7 protein-coding genes, 1 pseudogene and 1 riboswitch are annotated in these 12,471 nt (G+C 65.5%); of the genes and pseudogenes, 6 read left to right on the top strand and 2 right to left on the bottom strand.

The genetic code is table 11. The features are described 5' to 3' along the window. Positions 1 to 53: 53 nt before the first annotated feature. Positions 54 to 815 carry a class I SAM-dependent DNA methyltransferase gene (locus tag M0D43_RS07005; RefSeq protein ID WP_252164068.1) on the top strand — a complete coding sequence of 254 codons (762 nt, stop codon included), beginning with the start codon at positions 54 to 56 and terminating at the stop codon, positions 813 to 815. A 41-nt stretch (positions 816 to 856) separates the two neighbouring features. On the opposite strand, the pseudogene M0D43_RS22020 reads toward M0D43_RS07005, so the two are convergent. Continuing rightward, positions 857 to 1,030 (bottom strand): annotated as a pseudogene (locus tag M0D43_RS22020) (CopG family transcriptional regulator); the annotation flags it as partial. Positions 1,031 to 1,172: 142 nt separating this feature from the next. Beyond that, the gene (gene ahcY / locus M0D43_RS07000; protein ID WP_252164067.1) at positions 1,173 to 2,615 is read right to left on the bottom strand and encodes an adenosylhomocysteinase; all 1,443 of its coding nucleotides are present in this window, start codon (positions 2,613 to 2,615) and stop codon (positions 1,173 to 1,175) included. 31 nt (positions 2,616 to 2,646) lie between these two features. Continuing rightward, positions 2,647 to 2,760: riboswitch (S-adenosyl-L-homocysteine riboswitch) on the bottom strand. Positions 2,761 to 2,897: 137 nt separating this feature from the next. Here ahcY and M0D43_RS06995 point away from each other — a divergent pair. The 5 genes from M0D43_RS06995 (at position 2,898) to M0D43_RS06975 (ending at position 12,396) form a co-directional block, all read left to right on the top strand. Beyond that, positions 2,898 to 5,417, top strand: coding sequence for a S9 family peptidase (locus M0D43_RS06995; protein WP_252164066.1), 2,520 nt, complete (start codon positions 2,898 to 2,900; stop codon positions 5,415 to 5,417). 496 nt (positions 5,418 to 5,913) lie between these two features. Then, entirely contained in the window at positions 5,914 to 8,628 is a 2,715-nt protein-coding gene (gene ppc / locus M0D43_RS06990) for a phosphoenolpyruvate carboxylase (RefSeq protein ID WP_252164065.1), read from the top strand. A 137-nt stretch (positions 8,629 to 8,765) separates the two neighbouring features. Next, entirely contained in the window at positions 8,766 to 9,338 is a 573-nt protein-coding gene (locus tag M0D43_RS06985; RefSeq protein ID WP_252164064.1) for a TetR/AcrR family transcriptional regulator, read from the top strand. Then, complete coding sequence (locus M0D43_RS06980; protein WP_252164063.1) at positions 9,335 to 10,372, top strand: Lnb N-terminal periplasmic domain-containing protein; 1,038 nt, start codon at positions 9,335 to 9,337, stop codon at positions 10,370 to 10,372. Before M0D43_RS06985 ends, M0D43_RS06980 begins: the two co-directional genes overlap by 4 nt. Further along, positions 10,369 to 12,396: an esterase/lipase family protein gene (locus M0D43_RS06975; RefSeq protein WP_252164062.1), complete on the top strand. Its 2,028-nt coding sequence runs from the start codon at positions 10,369 to 10,371 to the stop codon at positions 12,394 to 12,396. Before M0D43_RS06980 ends, M0D43_RS06975 begins: the two co-directional genes overlap by 4 nt. Positions 12,397 to 12,471 lie beyond the last annotated feature (75 nt).

Raw genomic sequence — 12,471 nt, 5'->3', positions numbered from 1 at the left:
CAGCGTCGTCGCCGCTTACGATCGCCGAACTGGTTTGAACGCGAGCGCGATGTATGCCCGGCAAGTCTCAATACGATCGGATGGCTGCGTTCTACGACAGCGTCCATGATCGTTGGCCGACACAGGCACTGCAGCGATGCGTGCAAACTCTGGCCGATCTCGCCGATGGCCGTGCATCGCTGGAGTTGGGCATTGGCAGCGGGCGCATTGCATTGCCGTTGGCCCACCGTGGTGTGCCAGTAACCGGCATCGACAATGAGCGCGCGATGCTCGACGCACTGCGTGCCAAACCTGGCAGCGATCAGGTGCAACTGATCTGCGCTGATTTTACCGACATGCCTTTAAGCGGGCCGTTTGGTCTGATCTACGCGGTGAACTCGTTTGGCTGTTTGCTTACCCAGGCCGAGCAGTTGCGCTGCATCGTCAATGCCGCGTCGTGCCTGGCGCCCAATGGCATGCTCGTGATCCAGACTGCGGTGCCTGGCGCCGAAGTGTTCGACGGCAGCGGAAAGATAAGCCAGGTGCTCGACATGCCGCAGACGCAGAGCGAGGGGGGCGCCGTCATGCTGGTGTGCTCGCAACCCGATCCGGTGAAACAGCGCATCGATCAACGGGTGGTGGTTCTGAGCGAGGACGGCACGCGTATCTTTTCCGAGCATCGACGTTACGTTTGGCCGTCGGAACTCGACCTGATGGCGCAGATTGCCGGTTTGCGACTGCACGCGCGGTGGGGCGGCTGGGACCGCGAGCCGTATGACGCGCGCAGCCGCATCCAGATCTCGGTGTACGTGCTGGCGGACGCTGTCATGGAGTAAGGCCCTGGTGCGGTTTCACTGTAGGCGGTGAAAGCCGCCAGTGCAGATCGGTTCTCGATGGATGCGTGGAAATCGGCGCGTCGCTCGGTGCGTTTGGCCTTCTCGGCGATGGCTTCCAGGATGAAGTGGTGTGCTGTGGTGCCAATCGCTTCGGCTGCCTCGGCGACGCGTGCCTTGAGCGCGTCCGGCAGGCGAATGGCTGTGGTGGTGCTTATGCGGGCTCCCGGTGGTGAGGGTGAGGCAAACTAGTGCAGGTGTGGTACAGCATCCGAGCCAGATGGAGTTCCCGCTGATCAAGCAAGAACGGGCGCCTTGCGGCGCCCGTTCTTGTCTGCATGGCGATGGTTTGCCGACGGATCAGTAGCGGTAATGATCCGGCTTGTACGGGCCGGCCACGTCCACGCCGAGATAGTCGGCCTGGTCCTTGGTCAGGGTGGTCAGCTTCACGCCGATCTTTTCCAGGTGCAGGCGGGCCACTTCCTCGTCCAGGTGCTTGGGCAGGATGTAGACCTTCTTCTCGTAGGTGTCGCGCTTTTCCCACAGGTCGATCTGCGCCAGGGTCTGGTTGGCGAACGAGTTGGACATCACGAAGCTCGGGTGGCCGGTGGCGCAGCCCAGGTTGACCAGGCGGCCGTCGGCCAGCAGGAAGATCGCGTTGCCGTTGGCGAACACGTACTTGTCCACCTGCGGCTTGATGTTGATCTTCTCCACGCCCTTGAGTGCATTCAGCGCATCGACCTGGATCTCGTTGTCGAAGTGGCCGATGTTGCACACGATGGCCTGGTCCTTCATCGCCTGCAGGTGCTCGACGGTGATGATGTCCTTGTTGCCGGTGGTGGTGACATAGATGTCGCCGCGGCCCAGGGTGGATTCGATGGTGTTGACCTCGAAGCCTTCCATCGACGCCTGCAGGGCGCAGATCGGGTCGATCTCGGTGACGATCACGCGGGCACCGTAGGCACGCAGCGAGGCGGCGCTGCCCTTGCCGACGTCGCCATAGCCGCAGACCACCGCGACCTTGCCGGCCAGCATCACGTCCATCGCGCGCTTGAGGCCATCGGCCAGCGACTCGCGGCAGCCGTAGAGGTTGTCGAACTTGCTCTTGGTGACCGAGTCGTTGACGTTGATGGCCGGGATCAGCAGCTTGCCGGCTTCGGCGATCTGGTACAGGCGGTGCACGCCGGTGGTGGTCTCTTCGGAGACGCCCTTCCAGTCCTTGACCACGCGGGTCCAGTAACCGGGGCGCTCGACGGCCACGCGCTTGAGCAGCGCCTTGATCACGCCTTCCTCGTGCGAGGACGCCGGTTCGTCGACCCAGGTGCTGCCGTTTTCGAGCTCATAGCCCTTGTGGATCAGCAAGGTGACGTCGCCGCCGTCGTCCACCACCAGCTCCGGGCCGGTCTGGGTGCCGTCGGCCAGGGTGAAGGTCAGCGCATCCAGAGTGCAGTCCCAATACTCTTCCAGCGTCTCGCCCTTCCAGGCGAACACCGGCGTACCGCTGACCGCGATGGCGGCGGCGGCGTGATCCTGGGTCGAGAAGATGTTGCACGAGGCCCAGCGCACGTTGGCGCCGATGTCCTTGAGCGTTTCGATCAGCACGGCGGTCTGGATGGTCATGTGCAGCGAGCCGGTGATGCGCACGTCCTTCAGCGGCTTGCTCTGCGCATGCTTGCGGCGGATCGACATCAGGCCCGGCATCTCGTGCTCGGCGATGTCCAGCTCCTTGCGGCCCCAATCGGCCAGGGAGAGGTCGGCGACCTTGTAGTCGGTGTGTGGGGCAATTTTCGTGACAGCGTTCATGCAATAGCTCCGGTAGGCAGATCAATGTCTGCAATTCCGGGCGCCGTTGAACGATGGATGCTTGTCGAGCCTGGCCGTATTTCCTGCACTTTTCGTGCAGTTGGCGGATCAGTCCGCCATACCGGTCGCAGCGCCCCTCGACGAGAGCGTCGATTATATCGGCAGCCCCCCCCTCCGACATGAATTGGCCGGCTTGAATCGGCACGACCCCCAACCAACGGCAGGGGAGTCGCCGACCGACGGCTGCTAAGGTCCAGGGTCGATCGAGACCGGGGAAGGACGATGCAGGCAAGGCCGAATGCGCAGGGCGGGCGGCGGTGCACGTGGGCGTGGATGGGAGTGCTGGCAGTGAGCGCGCCGCTGCTGGCAGCGGCGGCAGGCGCACCGGCTGGGCAACCCGCTGCTGCAGCCAGCGGGTATCAGCTGCCCTCCAAGGCGCTGCAGGCGGTGGTCGACGCCCCGCGCGCGCCGCTGCTGCACCTCTCGCCCAAACGCGATCTGGCTGCGATGCTGCAAATGCCGGCGCTGCCGGATATCGCCGAGGTGGCCCAGCCCGAGCTCAAGCTGGCCGGCCTGCGCATCCATCCCAAGACCTTCGCCAGCAGTCGGTTCGCCTTCGCCGGCAAGCTGTGGCTGCTGTCGGTCGCCGATGGCAGCGAGCGGCAGATTGCCGGCCTGCCGACGCCCTTGTCGCTGGCCACGCTGAGCTGGTCGCCGGATCAACGCTACCTGGCGTTCCGGCGCGAGGACGCGACCAGCGGCGCCAACGAGCTGTGGCTGGTGGACGTGGCGGCGGGGCAGGCCAAGCGCCTGGTGGCCGGTTTGAACACCAGCGTCAATGACGAGTTGCGCTGGTTGCCCGATGGCAGCGGCTTGCTGCTGCAGCAGCAAGTGGCAGGGCAGGGCGCGCCGCCCACTCGCGACGCGGTGCCGGACGGCCCGGCGATCCAGCAGACCAGCGCCGCCGCAGGCGTGCGCTCGCTGCCGACCTATCAGGACCTGCTGCGCAACGAGGCCGATGCGCGCGTGTTCGAGTACTACGCCACCGGCCAGCCGGTCATCGTCAGCGTCACCGGGCAGATCCGCCCGATCGCCACGCCCGGCATCTACCTCGACCTGTCGGTGTCCCCGGATGGGCGGTACATCCTGAGCGAACGCAGCGAGAGGCCGTTCTCGTATCTCGTGCCGGTGGATAACTTCGCGCGCCGCATCGAGGTGCTGGATCTGCAGGGCAAGCTGGTGCGCCAGATCGCGCAACTGCCCTTAGTCGAAGGCCTGCCGACCGGCAATGACGCCGTGCCCACCGGCGTGCGCGACATCGCCTGGCGACACGACGCACCGGCTACGCTGGTGTGGGCCGAAGCGCTGGACGGCGGCGACCCGGCACGCGAGAGCAAGCTCCGCGACGCGGTACGGATGCAGGCCGCGCCGTTTACGCGCACGCCGGTGACGCTGGCGCAGCTGGGCAGCCGGTTCGAGGGCATCCAATGGGGCCGCGGCGATCTGGCCATCCTCAGCGAGAGCTGGTGGAAGACCCGCCGCACCAAGCAATGGCGCATCGCCCCCGATCAGCCCAAGCACGCGCCCGAGTTGCTGTGGGACCGCTCCTCGCAGGACCGCTACAGCGACCCGGGCACGCCGGCGACGGTGGCCGACGGCAAGGGCCGCCAGTTGCTGCAGACCAGTGTCGATGGCAACAGCCTGTTCCTGCTCGGCAAGGGCGCCTCACCGGAAGGCGACCGCCCGTTTGTGGATCGCTTCGATCTGCAAAGCAAGCGCGCCACACGGCTGTTCCATTCGCAGGCGCCCACCTATTCCGCACCACTGGCCGTGCTGGATGCGCAGGGCACGCAGGTGCTGCTCAGCCGCGAATCGCCTGAAGAACCCGCCAATTATTTCGTGCAGTCGCTGGACGATGCGGCGCCGGCACCGCGTGCGTTGACGCAGTTCGCGCACCCGTTGCCGCAGTTGCGCGGCGTGCAGAAGGAGCAGATTCGCTACAAGCGTGCCGATGGCGTGGACCTCACCGCTACGCTGTTGCTGCCGCCAGGGTACGACCCCAAACGCGATGGCCCACGTCCGCTGCTGATGTGGGCGTATCCGGGCGAGTTCAAAAGCGCCGACACCGCCAGCCAGGTCACCGACTCGCCGTATCGCTTCAATGCGATCAGCTACTGGGGGCCGCAGGCATTCCTGGCGATCGGCTACGTGGTGCTCAACAATCCGACCATGCCGATCGTCGGCGAAGGCGACGCCGAACCCAACGACACCTATGTGCCGCAGCTGATCGCCGACGCACAGGCGGCGGTGGATGAAGTGGTGCGACGCGGCGTCACCGACCGCGAGCACATCGCCATCGGCGGGCACTCGTACGGCGCGTTCATGACGGCGAATCTGCTCGCGCACACGCGCCTGTTCAAGGCCGGCATCGCCCGCAGCGGCGCCTACAACCGCACGCTCACTCCGTTCGGGTTCCAGGCCGAGGAACGCAATTACTGGCAGGCGCAACCGGTGTATCAGGCGATGTCGCCGTTCAACTACGCCGACAAGATCAAGGACCCGCTGCTGCTGATCCACGGCCAGGACGACAACAACACCGGCACCTTTCCGATCCAGAGCGAACGCATGTTCGCCGCGATCAAGGGTCTGGGCGGCACCGCGAAGCTGGTGATGCTGCCCAACGAATCGCATGCCTATCGCGCGCGACAGTCGATCCTGCAGATGCTGGCCGAGAGCGAGCAGTGGTTGAAGACCCATGTGGGCGATCCCACGCAGCAGACGGATGCGGCCCGCAAACGGTGAGCCAGGCAGCGTGGGCAGTGGGCGCGGGTGCGCGATGCGGCGTTGGCGGTCGCGCTCTCGCGCACCAGTGCGTTGTTGCAGGCGACGGCGGCTGATGCACGCCCAACGAGCGTGCGCCACACATCACGAATGAACGCAATCAATGCCAGCAGGCTCTGCGCGCGATGAGGGGGCAGCGGTCGCGCAACATCACGCAGCAGTGAATTGCGCATGGCGATGGCCGCCGGTGTCGGGGCGAGCAGGGCCTGGCACCGTGACAAGCGCGACAACGGCGCTTGGGCGCGTTGGTTTGAGAGCGACGCGTGCGCGATGCGCCTCATCGCGCACGCATGCGCTCCTGCACGCGGCTCTGCTGTCGCGTCCTCGTAAATCTCGGTGCGTTGATCCTGTTCGATGCGCGATGGTTGTGGTTGAAACCGTCGCTGTCGTCGCAACCATCTAATCCTTTTGGGTTAGTCTTCGACGACTTTGCGCTTGAAGAGGGTGTGCGTTTCCGATGAACGAGTACCGCAGCAGTCTTGTGTTCGCTACCCCCGATCTTCCCTTGCGCGACGACGTGCGTCGGCTCGGTGCACTGGTGGGTGATCTGCTCGCCGAGCAGGTGTCTGCGGAATTCCTCGATGAAATCGAACGCGTGCGCACGACCGCCATCTCACGGCGCCAAAGCGATGCTCCGCCATCCACGTTGAGCGAACAACTCACCGGGCGCGAGCCGCGTGATGCCGAAGCGCTGGTGCGCGCCTTCAGCACCTATTTCCAGGTCGTCAATATCGCCGAGCGCGTGCACCGCATCCGCCGCCGCCGCGAGTACCAGCGTAGCGGCACCGACACGCCGCAGCCCGATGGCCTGCACGACGCCTTGCGTCGGCTCAAGGCGCAGGGCGTGACCCTGGACGAACTCAGCCAGTGGTTGCCGCGCATCGATGTGGAGCCGGTGTTCACTGCGCATCCCACCGAGGCGGTGCGCCGCGCGTTGCTGGAAAAAGAACAGCTGATGGTCGCCAGCTTGGTCGACAATCTGGACGGCATGCGCACGCCCAATGAACGCGCCAGCGATGCGGCGCGCTTCCGCATGGCCTTGACCGCATCGTGGCAGACGGCCGATTCCTCGCCAGTGCGCCCCACCGTGGACGACGAGCGCGAGCATGTGGGCTTCTATCTCACCCAGGTGCTCTACCGCGTCATCCCGGTGATGTACGAAACGCTGGAACACGCCATCGAAGAAACCTACGGCAGCGTGCCGGCCTTGCCGCGCCTGCTGCGTTTCGGCACCTGGGTGGGCGGCGACATGGACGGCAATCCCAATGTGGATGCCAACACCATCGCCGGCACCCTGGACGCGCAGCGGCGCGCAGTGCTGGACCGCTATCAAAAAGAACTCTGGCAGCTGGCTAGCCTGCTCAGTCAATCGACCACGCTGGTGCAGGTGAGCCCCGAGCTCACCGCGCAGCTGGAGCGCTACCGCGCGCTGCTGCCCGACGCTGCGGCACGTTCGCGCCCACGCCACGGCGACATGCCGTACCGTCTGCTCAACGACCTGATGCGCGCACGCCTGCAGGCCACGCTGGACGATGCCGACGGCGCCTACGCGGCTCCAGCAGAGCTCGAACACGACTTGCAGTTGATCCTGGACAGCCTGCAGGCCAACAAGGGGCTACATGCCGGTTGGTTCGCCGTGCGGCGGCTGTTGTGGCGCGTGCGCAGCTTCGGTTTCCATCTGGCGCGGTTGGACGTGCGCCAGGAATCGAGCGTGCATGCGCGCGCGGTGGCCGATGCCCTGGGCCAGACCGACTGGGACGCACAGGACGCGACGCAGCGTGCCGCCGTGCTCGGCCCCTATGCCTCCGGCGAGCAGGCGTTGCCGCGCGCCGATGACGAAGGGAATGCGCGGCTGGATGCGGTATTTGCCGCGCTCGCCGATGCACGCACGCGCCACGGTGCCGATGCACTGGGCAGCTACATCATCTCGATGGCGCACAACCGTGCAGACGTACTGACCGTGCTCGCACTGGCGCGTCGCGGCGGGCTGGTCGACGACACCGGCGCAGTGCCGCTGGATATCGTGCCGCTGTTCGAAACCGTGGACGATTTGCGTGGCGGCACCGGCACTGTGCAGGACCTGCTGGCCGACCCGGTGTACCGCCAGCATCTGACCGCGCGCGGCGATACGCAGATGGTGATGCTGGGGTATTCGGATAGCGGCAAGGACGGCGGCATCGCCGCCTCGCGCTGGGGCCTGCAACGTGCGCAGGTCGAGTTGCTGGAAGCCGCTGCCGAGTTGGGTGTGCGACTGACCTTCTTCCACGGCCGCGGTGGTTCGATCGCACGCGGGGGCGGCAAGACCAGTCGCGCGCTGGATGCCGCACCGCGCGGCAGTGTCGATGGCCGCTTACGCGTCACCGAGCAGGGCGAGGTGATCCACCGCAAATACGGCATTCGTGCATTGGCCTTGCGCTCGCTGGAGCAGATGACCGGCGCCGTGCTGCTCTCGAGCCTGCGCCCCCGTGCGCCCGAGCCGCGCGAGGAGCACTGGCGCCCGGTGATGGATCTGGTGGCAGAACGCAGCACCGTCGCGTATCGCGCCTTCGTTGGCGCGCCGGAGTTCATGCAGTACTTCCGTCTGGCCACGCCGATCGATGTGATCGAACGCATGACGCTGGGCTCGCGCCCGTCGCGGCGGCTGGGCCAGGACGCGGCGTTGTCCAACCTGCGTGCCATTCCATGGGTGTTCGCCTGGAGCCAGGCGCGTGCGGTGATTCCGGGCTGGTACGGCGTGGGCAGTGGCCTGCAGGCAGCGGTGGATGCCGGGCATGAAGACACCTTGCGTGAAATGGCGCAGGACTGGCCGTTCTTCCGTACCTTTCTGGACGACATCGCCATGGTGTTGTCCAAGGGCGATCTGAACATCGCCGAGTTGTTCTCGCGGTTGTCGGGCGACCTGCACACGCGGTTTTTCCCGCTCATTCGCGACGAGCTGGCACTGACCAAGGGCTGGGTCAAAGCCCTGCTGCAGCAGCAATCGCTGTTGCAGCACGATCCGCGGCTGGCGTTATCGATTCGCCTGCGCAACCCGTACATCGACCCCATCAGCGTGTTGCAGGTGGACCTGCTGCAACGCTGGCGCGCCACCGATGGCGAAGACGAAGCGCTGCTGCGCGCGCTGGTGGCCTGCGTCAACGGCGTCTCGCAAGGTGTGCAGAACACTGGCTGATCGAACCGCGCGCTGCGCGGCGGGATAGCGGGCAATCCCACGGCAAATCAGCGGCAACCATGCCGTTGGTCGGGGAAGGCGTGCAATCGGCAAGCGAACTCTGGCGTAACCGGACAAATCTGTCCGATAATGCCGGCATGACGACTTCCCGCCCCGATGCCGCGCTGCGCCGCCGGCAAATTCTCGATGCCGCCGACGAAGTGTTCAGCGAACACGGCGTCAATGCTCCGCTGGAATTGGTGGTGGAGCGCGCCGGTCTTGGCCGCGCCACCCTGTACCGCAATTTCCCCGACCGGATCGCGTTGATGACGGCGTTGATGGCGCGTGGCCTGGATGGGCTGGAGCGCATGGCCGCCGACTTGGCCGACCGCCCGGATGGCTTGGCGGTGCTGCTGCACGATGTCGCCGAGCACATTGCACAGTCCGCGCCGCTGGTGGATTTCTGGCGCTCGATCGAACGCGCGCACCCGGCAGTGGACGCAGCGGATCGGCGTGCGGTCAGCATCTTTCTGCCGTTCGTCCATCGCGCCCGCGATGCCGGACTGTGCCGGGCCGATGTCGACGAAGAGCAAGTGCTGCTGGTGATCGACATGCTCGGCAGCTGCCTGCGCGGCAGCAACGAGGCCGAGCGCAAGCGGCTTGCGCATCGCTCGGCCGATCTGCTGATGCATGCGCTGGGCATGCAGGTGCACGAAGGCGGCACGCGATGACACCGGCCACACGCGGCCGCATCGGTCGCTGGGCTCTACGGGTTGCGCTGGTGCTGGCCGCAGCATGGGGTGGTCTGGCGATCTATGACGTACTTACCGGTAACGCACTAGTGCGCGCCGGATGGGTGACGTCGTGGTGCGCGATGGCATTGGCAGCGCTATGGGGCTTGCGCCGTGGTCGCGAGAACTGGGCGTTGGTCGGCATCTTCAGTGCGGCGTTCGTGGTGCTGGCGCTGTCGTGGTGGATGATGCAACCCAGCCAGGACCGCGACTGGGCCGACGATGTCGCCCAGCGTCTGCGGCCGCAGGTGCAGGGCAACATCGTCACCCTGCACAACGTGCGCAATTTCGATTGGCATAGCGAAACCGACTACGTGCCGCACTGGGAAACACGCCAATACGATCTGGATCGCCTGGTCAGCGCGGATCTTGCGCTGTCGTACTGGATGGGCCCGGCGATCGCACACACGCTGGTGTCGTTCGGCTTCGACGACGGCTCGCACGTGGTGTTTTCGCTGGAAATCCGCAAGGAACGTGGCGAATCGTTCTCGGCGTTGGGTGGGTTTTTCCGCAGTTTCGAAGAAACGCTGGTGGCCGCCGACGAGCGCGACATCCTGCGCGTGCGCACCAACGTGCGCGGCGAGGACATGTACCTGTATCGCCTGGCGATACCCAAGGCCGGGTTGCGCCGCATGTTTATGGGGTATGTGGAGCTAGCCAACGAACTCGATCGCAAGCCAGCGTTCTACAACACGCTCACCAGCAACTGCACCACCATTGTGTTCGCGCTGGTGCGGCAATTGCAGCCCACACTGCCGCTGGATCATCGGCTGCTGCTGTCCGGCTATGCCGCCGAATACGCCTACGACCATCACGGCCTGACGCCCGGTTACGACTTCGCCACCTTGAAGCAGCGCGGGCATTTCACCGCGCGTGCGATCGCCGCCGACAAGGCCACGGACTTTTCCGCGCGCATCCGTGCCGGCATGCCGCTGGCGCCGGCGCCAGGCGCAACAGCGACTGCACCGCGATGATGCCGCGCATGCGTGGTCGCCGCGTCGCGGCACTCCTGGCGGGACTGCTGGCAAGTCTGTGGTTGAGTGGCTGCGCCATGGTGACGGTGCAATCGCGCAACAGCGGCGACTACATCGCCCAGACGCGTGGCGATGTGCTGAGCACCGGTGAATTGAGTCAGTCCGGCAGCGAGACCTTGCAGGTTGCCGGCTTGCAGCCCAAGGCCTGCCGTGTCGATCCGCTGCCGTGCCTGCAGCAGCTCACCGGTGAGGCCGGTATCGGCGATGAGCGCCGCTTGGCCACGCAGGCCGAACTGTGGACTGCGCGTGCCATCGCACTGGGTGGACGCAATCCCACCACGATGAGCGATGCGGCGGTGGAGGCCTGGTTGGAAGCAGCACGGCATGCATATGCGTACCTGTTTTTTACGGCGCGCGCGCCCAGTGCGCGTGCGTTCGAAAACCGCCAGACCCAGGTGCGCGATTACTACAACTACGCCGTGCAGCAGGTGGTAGAGCGCCTGTTCGCACGCTCGCAGCAAGCCGGCGAAACCACCCCAGGGCCTGCCACGGTCGGTCGCTGGCAGCTCGACATCGATCTGTCCGCCTATCGGCTGCCAGGGGACGGCAATACGCCGCGTGCCATCTTTGCCGCCTCGGCCCTGCGCTTCAATGGCTTGCGCAGTACGTATCGTCGCGATGGATTTGGCGCCGAGCTGGTCGCCGAAGTCGACCCGCAATTGGTGGGCGACCCTGCCGGCCTCGCATTAGAACAGGCCGCAGCGGCGGGCGCTCCACCCGATCGCCCGTTACCCACATTCAGTGAAATGCCGTACGCACCGGCGACCGTGTTGCTGCGCTTTAAGGGCGACACGCTCGCTGAGGTGTTGCGCAGTCACCTGGTCACCTTGGTGCCCTACGACCCGTATCGCCAGAACGAAGTGGTGCTGCATGGTCAGCGCGTGCCGCTGGCCGGCAACTTCACTGCCGCGTATGGATTGTGGCTGGCCAAATCCGGATTTGCGGAACAGTCGCTGCGGTCGATGCTGGGCAGCGCACGCGGCATCGATCGCCCGCATCTGTATCTGATGCAGCCCTACGACCCCAACCGCCGCGTGCTGTTGATGCTGCACGGTCTGGCCAGCAGCCCGGAAGCCTGGGTCAATGTGGCCAACGAAGTGATGGGCGATGAAACGCTGCGTCAGCGCTATCAGATCTGGCAGGTGTATTACCCGACCAATGCGCCGATGGCGATCAATCGGGCAGAAATTCAGGCGCTGGTGGAACGCAGCCTGCAGCACTTCGACCCATCCGGCAGTGCCATCGCTTCGCACGACATGGTCTTGATCGGACACAGCATGGGCGGAGTCATCGGGCGGCTGCTGGTGTCGTCCTCTGGCGAACAGCTGTGGAATGCGTTGTTGGAAAATTACCGACTCGAGGGCGAACGCGGTGCACGCGTGCGCGCCACATTGTGGCCATTGCTGCATTTTTCGCCGATGCCGCAAATCGACCGTGCCATCTTCATCGCCGCGCCGCATCGCGGCACGCCCTTGGCCGAGGGCGGGCTGGGGCGGTTCGTCGGTAAGTTGGTACGTCTGCCGGGCGCATTGCTGGATCGCTTCGGCGATGTGATGCAGGACCTGGCCAACAGCGAGCGCGACGATTCGGGCGGCCCTCCTCGCCGCAAGGGACGCGCGCTTGTGCCCACCAGCATCGATAACCTGCGCGACACCGATCCGTTCGTGCGCGCCACGATGGATCTGCCGATTTCTTCAACTGTGCAGTACCACACCATCATCGGGCGCGAAAAACCGCAGGTGCCGCTCGCCGATTCCGACGATGGTCTGGTGCCGTATCGCAGCGCGCATCTGGAGGGCGCAGCATCGGAACTGGTGGTGACCTCCTGGCACAGCGTGCAGGAAACGCCGCAGGCCATTCTGGAGATTCGTCGCATTCTGCATGTGCAGTTGCAGGCCGAGGCCGGCGACGTACCCGCGCAGGTGCAGGCACCGGGGGCCGCGGCGTCACCTGCGAAGTTGTGAGCTCGCAATAGGCGAGCGGTGTTGATGTCCAAGGGTGGGCCGCTATCTCCCTTCGTGCAGCGTGGCCAGAGACGG

It is taken from the genome of Xanthomonas prunicola (assembly GCF_025266575.1).
Lineage (GTDB): Bacteria > Pseudomonadota > Gammaproteobacteria > Xanthomonadales > Xanthomonadaceae > Xanthomonas > Xanthomonas prunicola.
Note: the sequence above shows the minus strand (reverse complement) of the source record. Positions and strands in the feature narration are given on the sequence as shown.